At 48.7% G+C, this 18,030-nt stretch carries 17 protein-coding genes; 7 read left to right on the top strand and 10 right to left on the bottom strand.

Annotated features, from left to right (window positions below):
* Positions 1-1,095 (bottom strand): 3-isopropylmalate dehydrogenase, encoded by a 1,095-nt coding sequence (leuB, locus tag J3L11_RS10045; protein ID WP_207570901.1) that lies wholly within the window; start codon positions 1,093-1,095, stop codon positions 1-3.
* Positions 1,092-2,660 (bottom strand): 2-isopropylmalate synthase, encoded by a 1,569-nt coding sequence (leuA, locus tag J3L11_RS10040; RefSeq protein ID WP_189618157.1) that lies wholly within the window; start codon positions 2,658-2,660, stop codon positions 1,092-1,094. The genes leuB and leuA overlap by 4 nt, the downstream gene beginning before the upstream one ends.
* A gap of 452 nt (positions 2,661-3,112) precedes the next feature.
* Between leuA and J3L11_RS10035 the strand changes: the two genes are divergently transcribed.
* Positions 3,113-4,861: a hypothetical protein gene (locus tag J3L11_RS10035; protein WP_207570900.1), complete on the top strand. Its 1,749-nt coding sequence runs from the start codon at positions 3,113-3,115 to the stop codon at positions 4,859-4,861.
* Here J3L11_RS10035 and recQ read toward each other — a convergent pair.
* Entirely contained in the window at positions 4,843-6,684 is a 1,842-nt protein-coding gene (recQ, locus tag J3L11_RS10030) for a DNA helicase RecQ (RefSeq protein WP_207570912.1), read from the bottom strand. The two genes, J3L11_RS10035 and recQ, sit on opposite strands and share 19 nt — an antisense overlap.
* A gap of 171 nt (positions 6,685-6,855) precedes the next feature.
* Between recQ and rarD the strand changes: the two genes are divergently transcribed.
* Positions 6,856-7,740: an EamA family transporter RarD gene (gene rarD / locus J3L11_RS10025; protein ID WP_133040122.1), complete on the top strand. Its 885-nt coding sequence runs from the start codon at positions 6,856-6,858 to the stop codon at positions 7,738-7,740.
* Here rarD and J3L11_RS10020 read toward each other — a convergent pair.
* The 5 genes from J3L11_RS10020 to radC form a co-directional block, all read right to left on the bottom strand.
* Positions 7,720-8,259, bottom strand: a complete 540-nt coding sequence (locus tag J3L11_RS10020) for a PH domain-containing protein (RefSeq protein WP_207570899.1) — start codon at positions 8,257-8,259, stop codon at positions 7,720-7,722. The genes rarD and J3L11_RS10020 overlap by 21 nt on opposite strands.
* Positions 8,260-8,370: 111 nt before the next feature.
* A complete protein-coding gene (gene argA / locus J3L11_RS10015) occupies positions 8,371-9,690 on the bottom strand; it encodes an amino-acid N-acetyltransferase (protein WP_189618153.1) in 1,320 nt (439 codons plus the stop codon).
* Between the two features lie 270 nt (positions 9,691-9,960).
* Positions 9,961-10,134, bottom strand: coding sequence for a 50S ribosomal protein L33 (rpmG, locus tag J3L11_RS10010; RefSeq protein ID WP_133040119.1), 174 nt, complete (start codon positions 10,132-10,134; stop codon positions 9,961-9,963).
* A gap of 6 nt (positions 10,135-10,140) precedes the next feature.
* Positions 10,141-10,377, bottom strand: coding sequence for a 50S ribosomal protein L28 (gene rpmB, locus J3L11_RS10005; RefSeq protein ID WP_028769274.1), 237 nt, complete (start codon positions 10,375-10,377; stop codon positions 10,141-10,143).
* 122 nt (positions 10,378-10,499) lie between these two features.
* Positions 10,500-11,177 (bottom strand): DNA repair protein RadC, encoded by a 678-nt coding sequence (gene radC, locus J3L11_RS10000; protein ID WP_189618152.1) that lies wholly within the window; start codon positions 11,175-11,177, stop codon positions 10,500-10,502.
* Positions 11,178-11,313: 136 nt separating this feature from the next.
* On the opposite strand from radC, the gene coaBC reads away from it, so the two are divergent.
* The 5 genes from coaBC (at position 11,314) to folE (ending at position 16,435) form a co-directional block, all read left to right on the top strand.
* Positions 11,314-12,504: a bifunctional phosphopantothenoylcysteine decarboxylase/phosphopantothenate--cysteine ligase CoaBC gene (gene coaBC / locus J3L11_RS09995; protein ID WP_207570898.1), complete on the top strand. Its 1,191-nt coding sequence runs from the start codon at positions 11,314-11,316 to the stop codon at positions 12,502-12,504.
* A gap of 2 nt (positions 12,505-12,506) precedes the next feature.
* On the top strand, positions 12,507-12,965 hold the full coding sequence (dut, locus tag J3L11_RS09990) for a dUTP diphosphatase (protein WP_133040116.1): 459 nt from the start codon (positions 12,507-12,509) through the stop codon (positions 12,963-12,965).
* A 15-nt stretch (positions 12,966-12,980) separates the two neighbouring features.
* On the top strand, positions 12,981-13,571 hold the full coding sequence (gene slmA, locus J3L11_RS09985; protein ID WP_133040115.1) for a nucleoid occlusion factor SlmA: 591 nt from the start codon (positions 12,981-12,983) through the stop codon (positions 13,569-13,571).
* 53 nt (positions 13,572-13,624) lie between these two features.
* Positions 13,625-15,586, top strand: a complete 1,962-nt coding sequence (locus tag J3L11_RS09980; RefSeq protein WP_207570897.1) for a S9 family peptidase — start codon at positions 13,625-13,627, stop codon at positions 15,584-15,586.
* Between the two features lie 204 nt (positions 15,587-15,790).
* Complete coding sequence (folE, locus tag J3L11_RS09975; RefSeq protein WP_133040113.1) at positions 15,791-16,435, top strand: GTP cyclohydrolase I FolE; 645 nt, start codon at positions 15,791-15,793, stop codon at positions 16,433-16,435.
* Positions 16,436-16,496: 61 nt separating this feature from the next.
* On the opposite strand, the gene pyrE is transcribed toward folE, so the two are convergent.
* Positions 16,497-17,138 carry an orotate phosphoribosyltransferase gene (gene pyrE / locus J3L11_RS09970; RefSeq protein WP_133040716.1) on the bottom strand — a complete coding sequence of 214 codons (642 nt, stop codon included), beginning with the start codon at positions 17,136-17,138 and terminating at the stop codon, positions 16,497-16,499.
* Positions 17,139-17,189: 51 nt separating this feature from the next.
* Positions 17,190-17,903 (bottom strand): ribonuclease PH, encoded by a 714-nt coding sequence (gene rph, locus J3L11_RS09965; protein WP_133040717.1) that lies wholly within the window; start codon positions 17,901-17,903, stop codon positions 17,190-17,192.
* Positions 17,904-18,030 lie beyond the last annotated feature (127 nt).

Genomic DNA, 18,030 nt, shown 5'->3' with positions numbered 1-18,030 from the left:
TCACACCCCGTCCCGGATAGCATTGGCGATAAAGTCGCCCATCTGTTTGGTTGTTTTCGCTTGGTCACGCTGTGCCGCAGGTAATAGTTCACCTGTTAGGAAACCCTCTGCCAACGCTTTACCAACGGCCCGTTCAATCGCACAAGCCGCGTCTTCCTGTTTCAACGAATAACGCAACATCAGTGCAGCAGAGAGGATCTGCGCCACTGGGTTAGCAATGCCTTTACCCGCAATATCCGGGGCGCTACCGCCCGCGGGTTCATATAAACCGAAACCGCTGCCATTGATGGAAGCAGAAGACAACAACCCCATGGATCCTGTCAACATCGCGATTTCATCAGACAAGATGTCACCGAACAGGTTGGAACACAGCACGACATCAAAATCAAACGGGCGCCGCAGTAATTGCATGGTGGCATTATCGATATACATATGCTCCAACGTGACATCCGGGTAATCTTTTGCCACCTCTTCGACGACTTCGCGCCACAATACGGAACAGGCCAGTACGTTGGCTTTGTCGATTGAGGTCACTTTCTGCTTGCGCAGCCTGGCGGTTTCAAAAGCAATTTTTGCGATACGCCGAATTTCGCGGCGACTGTAGCGCATAGTGTCAAAGGCTTCTTCTGTTTCGCCTTCCCCCTGACGACCTTTGGGCTTGCCAAAGTAGATACCGCCGGTCAGTTCGCGCACACACACCACATCAAAACCTTGGGAGGAGATATCTGCACGTAGCGGGGACAAAGACTCCAAGCCATCGTGTAATCGTGCTGGACGCAGGTTACAGAACAGTTCGAAATGACCGCGTAGTGGCAATAACGCGCCACGCTCAGGTTGACTATCTGGTGGCAAATGCTGCCATTTCGGACCACCCACTGAACCGAACAATATAGCATCCGCCTGCTCACAACCTCTCAGGGTGGCCTCTGGCAACGGACATCCATAGTTGTCAATCGCGGCACCGCCCACATCATATTCACTGTAGGTGATATCCAGACCGAAACGCTGTTCTACCTCGACCAGCACTTTGCGAGCTTCGGCCATCACTTCCGGGCCAATACCGTCGCCCGCCAACACGGCTACCTTGTAACTCATACGCCACCCAATTCCTTCTTTTCCATAATTTTCTGTTTTTGATCGGCAACCTGATCTGCTCTGTGGATCAGGTTCATCACATATACCAGTGCCGATGCCGACGCTTCAACCACATCGGTGGCTAGACCAACGCCGTGGAAATTCTGCCCACGATATCGCGCGGTAATATCCACCTGTCCCAGCGCATCCTGGCCTTCGCCCTTAGCGCTCAGCTTGTAGCTGTTAATATTGACTTCCGTGCCACTGGCTTTCGCAATGGCACGATAGGCCGCATCAACCGGACCGTTACCACTGGCAGTCGCATTAACCGTTTCATCACCAATATTCAATTGTACCGTGGCAGATGCTTCACCTTGAATGGAGTCAGATGCAATGGCTAACTGTGCCATCTGATAATACTCATCGCCGTCAATCTTACCTTCCATGAATACCAGTGCTTCCAGATCGTAGTCAAACACCTGACCTTTCTTATCTGCCAACTTCAGGAACTTGTCATACAGCAGATCCAGTGAGTAATCACTCTCACCATAGCCCATTTCCTGCATGCGGTGCTTAATGACGTGGCGGCCAGAACGGGAGGTCATATTCAGATTATTGCGATTCAGCCCGATACTTTCTGGGGTCATGATTTCATAGGTGTTTTTCGCCTTCAACATGCCGTCCTGATGAATACCAGACGAATGGGTAAAAGCATTGGAACCGACAATCGCCTTGTTAGGCTGCACCGGCATGTTGCAAATCTGGCTGACCAAAGCGGAAGTACGGTATATTTCCTTCGCGTTGATATTGGTTGCCAAACCCAGGAAATCTTTGCGGGTTGCCAAGATCATTGCAATCTCTTCCAGCGAACAGTTACCGGCACGTTCGCCAATACCATTGACGGTACATTCAATTTGGCGGGCACCCTGCTGCACCGCAGAGATGGAGTTCGCCACAGACAACCCCAAATCATCATGGCAATGTACGGAAATTACCGCTTGGTCGATGTTCGGCACCCGATTAAACAAGGTCTGGATAATCCCACCAAACTCGTTAGGGATGGTGTAACCCACGGTATCGGGGATATTAATGGTACGCGCCCCCGCCGCAATAGCCGCTTCCACCATGCGGCACAAATTATCAATGGGCGTACGTCCTGCATCTTCACAGGAAAACTCTACATCGTCGGTAAAGCGGCGAGCATATTTAACCGCACCAACGGCCATTTCCAGAACCTGATCAAAAGAGCGTTTCAGCTTACTTTCGACATGAATATTGGAGGTAGAGATAAAGGTATGAATGCGGAACTGCTCTGCTACCGCCAGCGCCTGCGCCGCGGCATCAATATCTTTTTCCAATGCTCGCGACAAGGCACAAACACGGCTGTTTTTGATTGTACGCGCGATGGTTTGCACCGATTCAAAATCGCCAGGAGAAGAAACTGGGAAGCCCACTTCCATGATGTCCACCCCCAAGCGTTCAAGCGCTAGGGCGATCTGCAATTTGTCTTTTACGGACAAACTGGCAGCCAACGCCTGTTCACCGTCACGCAATGTGGTATCAAAAATAAATACTTTGTCAGACATCTGATTTCTCCATCAGTAATATCGCTCATATCAATACATTTGTGTTGAAAACAAAAAACCCCGCGGGATCAGCGCGGGGTTTTGAGTTTTCATTTTACTATCGGGTAGACAGCTTCAACTCCTCCGCGCAACGCCTGCGAGAGTAAGGAGGAGGAGTGAGAGGGAACTAATGTAACTATTCATACCAGATAATAGAATTCGGCGACTGTTAATAACTGTGTTGTCATTTCAATTTAATGCGGTTCAATAATTAACCGGCTTAGGGCTTGCTGTCAACCTCATTTTGCCTGCAGCCAAAAACTCACCGCGATATTTACATGAAGTTTCCTTGCATCATCCAACATAAATGATGTTTCCGCCTTGTTTTTCTGTGCAACATCTTGCTAAAAACACGCTATAATCGCCGCCTGATTTTTCACCACCTGTTATCTCCAAAGACAAGCGGAGTGTAAATGGACTTTCGTATTTTGGTATTGGGCCTGTCACTATTGGCATGGCCAGTAGCTGCCGATACCGACAAAGACATGGATGACCTTGTGTCATTGATTTATCAATACCCCGATGCTGCCAAGCAAAAATTGGAGGCCATTGGGCAACAGCCACTGACGCAACAACAACAGCTACGACAGCAAGTATTGATGTGCCAAACATTGGTACAACTCGGTGAACATCGCCAAGCGATTAATTTAGCTCAAACGGCCCAACAGCAAGCTCGCCATAACAAGCTTGAGCAAGCCATCGTATATTTTCAGACGTGCGAAGCGGATGCATATGGTGACCAAGAAGACTTTAAGCGAGCGTTTACCCTGCTCGATATTGCCATTGAGGAGTCAAAAAATCGTAATCAGCCACAGGCAATTGTCGGTTCGTTAAGGCTCAAAGGTACGCTTGAGTATGCGGTAAGTAACTACAGCGCCGCCATTGAGAGTCTTCGTTTGGCGTTGGATGTCTACCCAGACATAGAAAAACAGCGAGACCATTGGGTATGGCCGCCCATCGCCTATCTGTATGCGGATATGGCAGGGGTAATGCACGCCACAGGGGACTTATCCCAAGCAGATTATTACTTGGATCTCGCGTTAAAAACGCCAGAAACAAAAGGCAAAGTCAAGCAAGCACTTGCGGTCATGGGAGCAAGAATTGCGTTGGATGCAGGTGACAGAGCTAAAAGCCTGCAGATGCTGCAAAGTGCCATCGAACTGCTACCAGAAATTAGTTCACCTTTAGAAAGGGCTTTCAGCCAGGCGCAGATAGGCTCTATCGAATTAATGTTAGGGAACCTTGCCGAAGCGGAAGCGGACATCACCGCAGCATCAGCAATATTTGTAAGCAACAAAAATTTGCTATGGGAGTTAAGAGTTGAGCGGCTTTTGGCACAGATCCGGATTGCACAAAAGCGCCCAGATGCCGCACTGCGTTACCTCAATTCATCCGCTAACCTCGCTCAGCGGCTGTCACAGTATGATGACCTATCGCGCACCTATTTCCTCGAAGCCAAGCTTTATGCTGAGAATGACGATTATAAAAATGCCTACCTCAGTATGCTCAAAAATGTTGCCGCAGGAGAAAAAGCCCAGCAAAAACTCAACAACACCCAATTCATGCAGTACAAAGCCAAACTGGAACTGCAAGAACAACAAAAAACTAAAGCGCAGCAACTCATAAGTGAGGCGGCAGCAAATCAGCAACAACAACTCAATCGAATCTATGCGTTCATTATTTTTCTGTTACTGATAATTGCTGGTTTAGCTACCTGGATCTTCGGTAAAAGCCGCGGCTGGAACCTAGCAGTACATCTAAACCAAAGTAGCGATGAACAGTTGGCAGAACATATGCTCAACACTGCTAAAAATGCCGGTTATCCCTTAAGTGTATTGCTACTTGATATTCGCCATGTCAGACAGATTGAGCTGCCGTTGCTGCAGGATGAAATTGAGAAAAAGCTACGTGAACAAGATAAGTTACTGCAACACTCTGCTACAGAGTTACTCATTCTACTACCTTATACATCGGCCATCGGCTCAGAAAGAGTGATAGCGCAGTTGGAGCCGGTACTGCAACGCTGGCACACCGCTAAAATACATCTGGGAGCCGCATCGCTGACACAACCGGATACGCTGCAAACTCTGTTAAAAAGAGCCAATGCGAATCAATTAAACCGTAGCAGAAGTGATGATGGGCTTCAGTCTGCGGCGAGATAAGTGGCAATCTCATCGAGGAACTGCTGACCGAAACGGGCGAGTTTGCGCTCACCCACACCGTTGACCGCCAGCAGTTCACCTTCACTGGTGGGTAACAGTGCCGCCATTTCTGCCAGCGTGGCATCGTTAAAGACAAGGTATGGTGGCACATCTAATTCTTCTGCGACTTCTCGACGTAAGCCCTTGAGCCGTGCAAAAAGCTTGCGGTCATAATTCAACGGCGGCTGATGTCCATGCCGGCGGCGGCTGACCGCAAGCGTCAGCCGTGGCTCAGCTAACATCAACGCCACCTCACCCCGAAGTACCGGTCTTGCAGCATCGTTCAAGAGCAAACAGGAACCTCGAGTAATATCCTGATTGATCAAGCCTAGGTGGATCAACTGACGAATGACACTCAACCAGTATTCATGAGGTTTGTCTTTGCCTACCCCCCAGGTTGACAGCTTATCATGCCCCCGGTCTATCACGTTCGCAGCAGCAGAACCTCGCAACACCTCAATAAGATGATTGATGCCAAAGCGCTGTTTCAGACGATAAACACAGGAAAGCACTTTTTGCGCATCCTCAGTACCGTTGTAACGTTTGGGCGGATCCAGGCAGATATCACAGTTACCGCAGGGACGATCCGCAGCTTCACCAAAATAATGCAGCAAGACCTGTCGACGACAGGTTTGAGCTTCTGCAAAAGCCGCCATCGTATTGAGCTTGTGGAGTTCCACTTCTTGTTGTGGTCCGGGCGTTCCTTGGTCAATCAAATGGCGCACTCGGCCAATATCGGCTGGTTCAAATAGCAATAATGCCTCTGCTTCCAGTCCATCACGCCCTGCACGGCCAGTCTCCTGATAATATGATTCAATACTTTTAGGCAGATCATAGTGAACCACGTAACGCACGTTGGACTTATTAATGCCCATGCCGAAAGCTACGGTAGCAACCACGATATCCAATTGATCTTTAAGAAAACGTTCCTGCACGCTGCTACGTTCTTGCTGAGTCATACCTGCGTGGTAAGCCTCTGCCGCAAACCCTTGCTGACGCAAGCGAGTTGCCACTTCGTCAACCCGTCGACGACTGGAACAATAGACGATGCCAGATGCCCCATGCTGCGCACTGATAAACTGTCGTAACTGATTAACAGCATTCAGTTTTTCTGCCACGGTATAGCGGATATTCGGCCGATCAAAGCTAGACAATAAGATGTAAGGCTGAATACCTAAACGCTGACAGATATCCAGACGAGTGGCGTTATCGGCGGTGGCCGTCAGGGCCATAATAGGCACAGTGGGAAAGGTCTGTTTCAGCATACCCAATTGCGCATACTCGGGGCGAAAATCATGACCCCACTGACTGATACAATGCGCTTCATCAATGGCAAACATTGCCACGCCTAGGTATTGCAGACGTTCGATAAACTCGGGTTGCAGCAACCGCTCAGGAGAAATATAAAGTAAACGGATCTCCCCTTGATGTAGCTGTCTTAATAGCTGCAGTTGTTGGTCTCGTGGCAATGAAGAATTCAGATAGGCAGCGTTTACCCCAGATTGCAGCAAGCTATCTACCTGATCTTTCATTAAAGAAATCAGCGGTGATACCACCACAGTTAAACCTGACATGACCAACGCAGGCAACTGATAGCACAAGCTTTTACCACCACCCGTTGGCATCACCACCAGACAATCTTGTCCAGCCAGTACCCGCACCATGACATCGCGTTGCCCGGCTCGAAAACTCTGATAGCCAAAAATCTGCCGCAGCATTTGCTCCAATGGCTCGGCAGCATTTAACAGTGATGATTCTAGGGGGAAATTAATAGCGTGTTCCATCATTAGGTGCTATGACACAAATCTTGCTTATTCTAACGGACTCAAATAGCCAAGCACCAGCCAGAACTGCGGTTTTCTATGAGAGTTCGGTAACGCTACATAACTGTGCTTGCTAATTCAGCAGCTTGCCCCATACAATCCAAGTTCTTTGTTGCTGCAACTCCCCTTATCATGGCTGAATCTGAATACCGTAAAGGCATTATTCTGGCACTCTGTGCCTATATTTTCTGGGGATTTGCCCCGCTGTACTTCAAGCTGTTACATGATGTATCTCCGCTGGAGATCCTTATCCATCGTATTGTATGGTCCTTCATACTGATGGGGCTAATGATGAGTCTTGTGGGAGGATTTGGACATCTCAGAGCCTTGTTACGTCGCCCCAAACAGCTATTAGTGTTACTGACCACATCGGTGCTAGTCGCCAGTAACTGGCTGTTATTTATCTGGGCGGTAAACAACGACCACCTATTGGATGCCAGTCTAGGATATTTTATTAATCCGCTGTTTAACGTAATGCTCGGGCTAATCTTTCTTTCTGAGAAGCTCAATCGCTGGCAGTGGCTTGCCGTGTCGTTGGCCGCTTTGGGCGTTGCCATCCAGTTAATCTCATTTGGTTCGATCCCATTAGTCTCATTAGGCCTAGCGGCAACATTTGGCTTTTATGGCTTGTTACGGAAAAAGGTTAACGTTGACGCTGCAACCGGTTTGTTAGTGGAGACGGCGGTGCTAGTGCCTCCCGCACTCCTGTTTGTTATCTTTGGCGATGCACCAACCACCAGCCATATGTTGGCAAACAGCTGGCAATTAAATCTGTTACTGGTGGCGGCTGGGGTTATCACCACAATTCCCTTACTGTGTTTTGCTGGCGCAGCAGTGCGTATCCCGTTGAGCACTCTTGGATTCTTTCAGTACGTAGGTCCGAGTATTATGTTTATCATGGCAATCGTCTGGTTCCACGAGCAGTTTGACATGGAAAAGAGTGTCACCTTTGGCTTTATCTGGGCAGCGCTGGCGATTTTCACCAGCAATATGCTGTTAAGGCGAAGGCGTGGCTGAGTTTGCATGTAATGCTGCCAGAAAAGATGGCGCATCTGCGGTATTCACCAGCAGTGTATAGCCCAGATCGGTTGGTAGCATTACCACGTTGTGACTATCAGATATGGCGGCAAACGCTTTATTACCGGATTCCAACCGGAACCATCCTAGGCTATAACCTGGTAGTCCGACACCATTGGTACGCCAAGATAGAGAGGGCGTCTCTTTATCCTGTAGATTTATTTGCCGCACATGCTGCAGCTGTAGATGCGATAGGGCAATACTTTGGCTATACAAGGGTACTTTAATATCCAGCGTCTTAGCAGAAACTGACATACCTGCCGTGTTCGCTTGCCAATAGATCCAGCTGAAAAAACCTATCGTTGCCAACAACAAGCCAGCAGATGCTGCTTTGGCGCCCGCCGGCATTTGCTTGAGCAACAAAAACAGTAACAGTACCAAGAGCACTAATAGCAGCACACAGAAACTGGCGTGCGCCGCTTTGCTGAGCGGGGCAAGTACAAACCATTGGCTATCCATATTAAGTGCTCCGTTATTCTAGAGTTGGCCGCTTTAGTTTTAGCTATCACGACATAATATGTCAACCTTTAATCCAACTGTAAAAAAGCCCTGCAAGACAGGGCTTAATGATCAGAGTTCCAACCGTAAAATTTTTGAACGTCGCTGATAGTTATACAGCTGCTTTTTCTTCTGCGGTAACGCTTCTACTTCCACCATCTCAAAGCCATGCTCCAAGAACCAGTGAATGCTACGGGTGGTCAACGCAAACAGGTGCGCATAGCCTCGGACTTTTGCCTGATTGATGATATTTTTAAGCAGTAGGCTCCCTCTGTCATCATCTCGATAATCTGGGTGCACCACTAGGCAAGCAAATTCGCCAGCATTGTCTTCCTCGAACGGATATAACGCTGCACAGCCGATGATCAGGCCATCACGCTCAATCACCATGAACTGTTCAATTTCACGCTCCAGTTGTTCACGGGAACGGCGTACCAGCACTCCCTGCTCTTCCAGCGGACGGATAAGATTGAGGATACCACCGATATCCGCAATAGAAGCTCTACGTAAACGTTCAGCACTCTCAGTGACGATTTGAGTACCAATACCCTCACGGGTAAACAGCTCCTGCAGTAACGCCCCATCCTCTTCATAGCTGACTAAGTGACAGCGCGGCACCCCAGCGCGGCAAGCATCAATACTGGCTTTCAAAAAGGCCAGCGTGCCACGATCCACATCTTCCTTTTCTGCCAATTGGCTGAGTATTTTCTGCGCGTCGTTCGGCATCAGTTCAGCGATAACTTCGCCAAATTCATCTTCAATGCCGTGACGTGAAGAAAACCCGATAATTTTGTCGGCCTTGAGTTTGATGGCCACATGGGTGGCAACCTCTTCCGCTGTCAGGTTGAAGCTTTCACCGGTCACAGACGCTGCAATAGGCCCCATCAACACAATACCGCCGGTATCTAATAAGCGTTTTAACCCTTGGCTATCAATACGGCGGACTTTTCCTGACAAACAGAAATCCACCCCATTATCGACCCCTAATGGCTGCGCAATAACAAAGTTACCGCTGACAACGTTGATTTGAGCCCCCTGCATTGGGGTGTTGGAAAGGCTCATCGACAATCTGGCAGTAATATCAAACTGCAGCGAACCCGCAACCTGCTTAATGATCTTAAGCGTACTTTCGTCGGTGATACGCACGCCATTATGATAGGCGGGTGCAATATCATTCTGCGCTAACGCAGCATCAATTTGCGGTCTGGCACCGTAAACCAGCACCACTTTTATCCCTAAACTATGCAGCAAAGCTACATCGTTGATTATTGAACGGAACATTCCGTGGGCAACAGCTTCACCACCAAGCATCACCACAAAAGTCTTGCCTCGATGGGCATTGACGTAGGGAGCCGAGTGACGAAAGGAGTCAACCAATTCAGTGGTACGCACCTTGTGTTTTGCCTCTTACAATAGCGATAAAAAGAAAAACATGCTGATGGCATGTGTTGCGCGTCATGCTAATGCATTTTAATTCACTTTAAAAGCATTTGTTTTCACACTACACAACCTGCATTTAGTTATACCGAGATGATATGACAACAGGCTGACAAGCAACGGGATTTTACAATATTTGCGCATATATTGCGTGTTTTTCATCCCATAACAAAAAAGCCCTTCGACAACTGTCAAAGGGCTTTTCAGCATTCAGCATAAAAACAATTACTTGATTTTAGCTTCTTTGTAGATAACGTGCTGACGGATCACGGGATCAAATTTTTTGATCTCCATTTTCTCAGGCATGTTGCGCTTATTCTTGTCAGTAGTGTAGAAGTGACCGGTCTTAGCGCTAGATACCAGTTTGATCTTTTCGCGGTTGCCTTTACCTTTAGCCATTTTCTATTACACCTTTTCGCCACGGGCACGAAGTTCAGCTACAACCACTTCGATACCTTTCTTGTCGATAATGCGCATACCTTTGGTAGAAACGCGCAATTGAACAAAACGCTTTTCGTCTTCCAACCAGAAACGATGGTTCTGCAGGTTAGGCAAGAAACGACGACGCGTTGCGTTTTTCGCGTGCGAACGGTTGTTACCAACCATTGGACGCTTGCCAGTAACTTGGCATACTCTAGACATGTCAATCTTCTCCAAAAACAATTTCTAACGCTCGAGCATTCATGTACCCCGTATGGCCGTCGCCCGAGGCACAAAGAGGGCGCATGTTATACTAGATAATTGGATAAAGATCAAGCCAATGATCATTCCAACCACCCGCGCTCCGCGAACGAAACTATCTCACAATCGCCCACAACCATATGATCCAACAAAGGGACATCAATAGTTGTCAGCGCGTTATTTAATCGCTCGGTAATTCGCCGATCCGCCAAGCTGGGTTCAGCCACGCCAGACGGATGATTATGGCAAACAATGACCGCTGCAGCCTGCTTTTCCAACACCAGACGCACAACTTCACGAGGATAAACAGAAGCGGCATCAAGTGTTCCCCGAAACAGTTCAACGAACTGGATCACCCTGTGCTGGCTGTCCAGCAATAATATGGCAAACACTTCGTAGGCTCGGTCCGCCAATTGTCGCATTAAATAGTCGCGAGTTAAATCAGGATTTGTCAAAACCGTCCCTCTTTGCAACTTTTCTCGCGAAATTCTGCGGGAAATCTCAGCCGCGGCCTGCAACTGGGCAAATTTTACTGGTCCCACTCCCGGTAAACGGCACACCTGCTCCAAAGGGGCAGCCAAAAGTTGGCGCAGAGAACCAAAAGCTAGCAGCATCTCCCGCGCCATATCCACTGCATTCTGCCCAGGTAGGCCACTGCGTAACAACACCGCCAACAACTCTGCATCGCTGAGTCCTCCTGCACCATGCAGCAGCATTTTTTCTCTTGGGCCTTCGCCTTCCGGCCAGTCTCTTATCGCCATTGTGAGTTCCTTTGCACACATCACCATCGTCCATTCCCGGTTAAGTATGGTCGAACTTTTCCAACCTGCGACTACGACACACCGTATGCTTTATGGTATGTTTAGCGCCAATTACTCCACCAAGTCGAATCTAGCTATGAGCCTGATGCATAAAAAAATCCTGTTGGGTATTGGTGGTGGTATCGCCGCTTATAAAAGTGCTGATCTGGTGCGCCGACTGAAAGAACGCGGCGCAGAGGTCAGAGTGGTGATGAGCGCTAGTGCCACCCAGTTCATCACGCCATTGACCTTGCAAGCGGTATCTGGAAATCCCGTGGCGACCGATCTGCTTGACCCAGCGGCCGAAGCGGGTATGGGTCATATTGAACTGGCGCGTTGGGCAGATTTGTATATCATCGCACCAGCTACTGCTAACCTGCTGGCACGTTTTCGAGCGGGAATGGCAGATGAATTGATTACCACGATTGCCCTTGCCACTTCCGCGCCGTTAGCGGTATGTCCGGCAATGAATCAACAGATGTATCAACATCCAGCAACACAGGATAATCTCAGCATCTTGGCTGACCGAGGCGTAACCTTTTGGGGGCCTGGCGTTGGCAGTCAAGCTTGTGGTGAAATTGGCCCAGGGCGCATGTTGGAGCCGTTAGAAATAGCTACGCTTGCCGAGCATTTTTTTGCTGCACCGTTGTTACAAGGACAGAAGATCCTACTGACGGCAGGTCCGACCCGAGAAGCCATCGATCCGGTGCGTTATATTTCTAACCACAGTTCGGGGAAAATGGGCTTTGCCTTGGCATCGGCGGCGGCCAGCATGGGAGCAACAGTAACACTGGTGAGCGGACCGGTAACCCTGCCAACGCCGACAGGTGTGCAGCGCATTGATGTTGAATCAGCGCAGCAGATGTTTGATGCCGTGATGGCGCACCTGCCTGAACAACAGATATTTATTGGATGTGCCGCAGTCGCCGACTATCGCGCGGCAACACCTGCCGCCAGTAAAATCAAGAAAAGCCAAGACACCATGCAACTACAGCTCGTCAGAAACCCCGATATTCTGGCAACGGTGGCCGCACAAACCCCAAAGCCCTTTACCGTAGGTTTTGCAGCAGAGACCCATAATCTTGAGCAATATGCATTGGATAAATTGCAGCGAAAACATTTGGATATGATTGCGGCCAACAATGTTTCTGTCGCAGGACTAGGATTTAATGCCGAGCAAAACGCGCTAAAAGTATTTACAAAAGATGGCTGTCACGAACTGCCCGCCACCGATAAACTGAACCTCGCCAACCAATTACTGACGCTAATCGCTAACTACAAAAACTAACCATGAAAACACCGATCGAACTGAAAATTCTTGATGGCCGTATTGGCAACGAATTCCCTTTACCTGCCTATGCCACTCCAGGTAGCGCAGGCATGGATCTGCGGGCAATGCTCGATGCACCACTCACGGTAGCACCCGGGCAGACAGTCCTCATTCCCACTGGCATTGCCGTCCATGTGGCCGACCCGGCGTTGGCAGCAGTTATTCTGCCGCGCTCCGGCCTAGGTCATAAACATGGCATTGTGCTAGGCAATTTAGTGGGGCTTATCGACTCCGATTATCAAGGACCACTGATGGTATCGTGCTGGAATCGCAGTGATAACCCCTTCCAGATAGAGATTGGAGACCGTCTGGCACAACTGGTATTTGTGCCTGTGGTACAAGCGCAATTTACTGTGGTTGACGAGTTTGCCGCGTCTGACCGTGGCGAAGGCGGTTTTGGGCACTCCGGTACCAAGTAAGCTCCGGAGCCATTGATGACCAAAGAAAAAATTAATCGTCGCGACCATATTCTGCAGTGCCTAGCGCAGATGTTGGAAACCAATCCTGGACAGCGGATCACCACCGCAAAATTGGCGTCTGAAGTCGGGGTTTCAGAGGCGGCACTTTACCGCCATTTTCCCAGTAAAGCCCGCATGTTTGAAGGACTTATCGAATTTATCGAGGAGTCCTTATTGTCGCGCGCTAACCTGATTATGACCGAAGAAAAGGACACCATGCGCCGCTGTCAGCTGATGTTACAACTACTACTGGTATTTGCTGAGCGCAATCCCGGTATCTCACGGCTACTCAACGGCGACGCATTATTGGGTGAACACGAACGATTACGGGAGCGGGTTAACCAGATTTTTGCCAAATTTGAGACCCATCTGAAACAGATCCTGCGCGAAAAATCACTGCGGGAAGGTCAGAAATTTCATATCGATGAAGGTGTTTTAGCCAACATGCTATTGGCTGTTGCTGAAGGCCATATTGCCCAATTTGTTCGCAGTGAATTTCAGCAAAAGCCCACTCAACATTTTGAAGAACAGTGGTTGTTTATTCAAAAGCAACTGCTACAAAGTTAACTGTCGTAAGTAAAAGGGTTTTATCGTTAAAGGTATCTTCACAAGGAAGTTCTATGAAATTGTTTTGGCTGTCTATTGTTATTGGGCTGTTTGCTGTAGTTCCGGCATCGCTCGCCAGTGAAATCTCCGAATCTGCTTTGCTATTCAGCAAAGGGGCCAGTTTCTCCGAGGTGAAAGTCTCTCCCGGCGGCGAATACTTGGCCGTCAAAATGAAGCATGAGGGCAAGAAACGCCTGCTGATTTTTAACACCGAAGACATGAAACTGATGCATTCAGTATTTTTTGCAGGCAATGCTCAAGTAGGAAACTACGCGTGGGTCAACGATGAACGTCTAGTCCTCGCTAAAGAATATCTTAAAGGTTGGGATGCACAACCGCAGTATTATGGCGAATTGATGGCCGTTAATGCTGATGGGAAAAAAGCCAGTTACCTTTTTGGTTATGCTTCAACGGAGCAGCAGGCTGGCTCTCATATCCAAAAGAATACTGCTATTGATGCCACGGCTTACATCTTAGACCCGCTTCCAAACGACCAGCGTTATATGCTGGTAAGCGCTATTCCGTGGGGAAACCATACCACACTGACCCGCGACATATTGCAAGACGTTTACCGGGTTGATGTATACCGCGGCGTCAGACAACGGTTAATGACCGCTCCGGTGGGTAATGCTCGCTTTATGACCGACACCAATGGCGAAGTGCGTATCGCCGTTGGCGAAGACAGCAAGAATGACACTCAGGTCTTTTATCGTCACGATGGTGCATGGGTCAATAGCCAGCAGTTGCAACTGAACCATTTTAAGCCCATCTCGTTTGCAACTGACGACAACAGTATCTATGCCACCGCTAATGTTCAAGGCGAGCCAGACAGCGTTTATCGAGTTAATCTGTCTACTGGCGATAAAAAGAAAGTCGTGAGTGATCCTACCGTTGACCCATCCCATTTCTGGATCAATCCACAAAATGGCCAACTGTATGCGGTGGAGTTTGAAAATGGCTACCCAGCCTATTCCTTTGTCAGCGCTGAAGACCCACGTAGTCAGTACCTGAAGCAACTATTGCAGAGTTTGCCAGGGTATCAGGTCCGTATTGTCAGTGAAGATCGTCAAGGCGATAAACTGGTGATTCTGGCTTTCAACGATCGGGATCCTGGCACGTATTACCTGTATTACCCTCAGCAACATAAATTACGGCCATTGCTTAAAGTCATGGAGGGTATCGACCCGGCCAAGATGGCTGAAGTCCAGCCACTGAATATTAAGGCAAGAGATGGATTAGAGATCCAAGCGTTTCTGACCTTACCATTGAATAAGCCACAAAAGTCACTGCCCTTGATTGTCAATCCCCATGGTGGCCCCCATTACGTTCGTGATTATTGGGAATTTATTCCGCAGAACCAGTTTCTGGCCGCACATGGGTATGCAGTTCTACAGGTCAACTACCGAGGTTCCGGTGGCTATGGAGAAGCTTTCCAAGTAGCAGGGTTTCAGAAGTGGGGCAGTGACATACAGTATGACATTATCGATGCCACTCGTTATTTGATAGATCAGGGCATTGCCGATAAGAACCGTATCTGCATTGTAGGCGCGAGTTTTGGCGGTTACAGCGCCCTACAGAGTGCAGAACTTGCCCCCGATCTATTCAGATGTGCCGTTGGTGAAGCCGGGATCTATGATTTACCGATGATGTTTACTGAAGGTGATGTGCAAAAGTCTGACTCTGGAGTTAGTTATTTAAAACAGGTGCTAGGTGACAATCCCCAAACATTGCAAGCCATGTCGCCAGCAGACCACGTGGATAAGCTTAAAGCTAAGTTGCTGCTGGTTCACGGCGGTAATGATGAACGTGCACCCATAGAGCAGTTTGAAGCGCTGGAGAAATCCCTGAAACAACAGCATTATCCTTATGAGAAAATGGTCGTCGATGACGAAGGTCATGGTTTTTATCGGGACAGTGACCGTGCAGCGTTTTATCAACGATTACTGGATTTCCTAGACAATAACCTCAAACAATAATGCGAAATATTGACGTTATGGTGGCAGTAAGGTTCCTCAGCGAATACGCCATAACGTCCATTAATAAGAATCTTACACCACTGACGCTGTATGAAATTAATGCAAATGGCAGTATCCTCCGCATCCCGATATAATGTGAGGAATATCACAACCGCCGTAATGTGCAGTCGATGTTTCGCTGGTTTCTGCACAGGAGAACTATAAATGGCGTTATCAGAAGCAGCAAAAACCGTGCAGGCAGCATTGCTAGCAAAAGGGCTGGAAACACCTATGGTGCCTTGCAAGCTAAGTAATGATGAGCGCAAACTCCAAATCGAAGGACATATTCGAGATATTCTACAACTGATGTCCTTGGATCTTACCGATGACAGTCTGGCAGATACCCCAAAACGCATCGCCAAGATGTATGTTGATGAAATATTTTCTGGACTGGATTACCAGAATTTCCCGAAGATCACGGTGATTGATAACAAAATGGGATTTGATGAGATGGTGCGAGTGCAGGATATCAGCCTGACAAGTACTTGTGAGCACCACTTGGTGACCATTGACGGTACAGCCACCATCGCCTACCTGCCGCGTAAAAAAATTATTGGACTGTCGAAGATAAACCGGATTGTGCGCTTCTTTTCCCAGCGTCCCCAAGTGCAGGAGCGGTTGACACAACAGGTGTTGGTGGCCTTGCAGGCGTTACTGGAAACCAAAGATGTCGCGGTGAAAATCGACGCTGTGCATTACTGCGTCAAAGCTCGAGGGGTCATGGACTCCACCAGCTCCACCACTACCACTGCGCTAGGAGGGATTTTCAAATCCAACCCAGCCACCAGAGCTGAATTTTTACACCCTTGAAGTTAACGCACTATAAAGTAAAAAAGCCTGGCAGAGCCAAGCTTTTTATAGTCACATTCGTTCATATCCCATACTGCTGGCGATAGGCTTGAACTGCCGCCAGCTCACCTTCCATCCCCGGCTTTTCGCTAAGATAAGCTATCAGATCCGCCAGCTTAATGATCGCAACAATATGGCAGCCAAAGTCACGTTCTACTTCCTGGATTGCCGATAACTCGCCGCGACCTTTTTCTTGACGATCCAAGGCGATCAACACCCCTGCCAACGTCGCACTATTAGCCTGAATAATCTCCATGGATTCTCGGATAGCCGTGCCTGCAGTAATCACGTCATCAACCAGCATAACCCTGCCTTTAAGATCACTGCCAACCAAGTTGCCGCCTTCACCGTGATCTTTCTTTTCCTTACGGTTAAAACAATAGGGGATATCAATACCGTGATGTTCTGCCAGCGCTACCGCCGTAGTGGTGGCGATAGGGATACCTTTGTAAGCCGGACCAAACAACAGGTCATATTCAATGCCTGAGTCAACCAACGCCGCCGCATAAAACCGTCCCAAACGAGCTAAATCACCACCGGTATTAAATAACCCGGCATTAAAAAAATAGGGGCTTTTACGACCGGATTTCAAAGTAAATTCACCAAAACGCAGCACGTTACGTTGTAAGGCAAATTCAATAAACTCTCGCTGATAAGCTTTCACGTCAGTTCCTGTTGTGTAAGGTTGGTAGGGTACTAGTTATCAATATTGTTTTTAGCTTAATGCGGCTTTCTGCACATCAACGATTTCGCGAATGCCATGTTTGGCCAGCTCCAGCAGGCTTGCCAGTTCTTCGTGACTAAAGGGTTCACCTTCAGCGGTGCCCTGCACTTCAATAATCTTACCGGTTTCAGTCATCACCACATTCATATCGGTTTCGGCGGCGCTATCTTCCACATATTCCAAGTCACACACTGGCTCACCATCAAAGATACCCACGCTCACGGCGGCAATCAGGAACTTCAGCGGATTGGTCTTGATAATACCCTTAGCGCGCGCCCAATTCAGGGCATCAACCAACGCCACACAGCCCCCGGTAATCGCTGCGGTTCTGGTGCCACCATCGGCCTGGATCACGTCACAATCAATAACGATGGTGTTTTCGCCCAGCAATTTCATATCAACCGCTGCCCGCAAAGAACGGCCAATGAGTCGCTGGATCTCTTGAGTTCTGCCAGACTGCTTGCCTCGCGCCGCTTCACGATCCATACGGCTATGCGTTGAGCGCGGCAACATGCCATATTCGGCAGTCACCCACCCCTGTCCTTGCCCTTTCAGAAAACGCGGAACGCCTTCTTCAAAACTCGCGGTACACAACACTTTGGTGTTGCCAAATTCAACTAACACTGAGCCTTCGGCATGGGCTGTGTATTGGCGAGTAATCGTGACCGGGCGGATTTGAGCCGGTGTTCTGGTGCTGGGGCGCATAACAACTTCCTGAATCTAATAAATGTGGCGCCTATTATAGGACCTGACACCAGGGAGTGCTACGCTAGATCTAACACCACCCTGCGATTCTGGCCGACATGCCTTTAACCCTAGGTGACAGATGTCT

The organism is Shewanella sp. 4t3-1-2LB, from assembly GCF_017368415.1.
Taxonomy (GTDB): domain Bacteria; phylum Pseudomonadota; class Gammaproteobacteria; order Enterobacterales; family Shewanellaceae; genus Shewanella; species Shewanella fodinae.
This window is presented reverse-complemented; position numbering and strand designations above follow the sequence as displayed.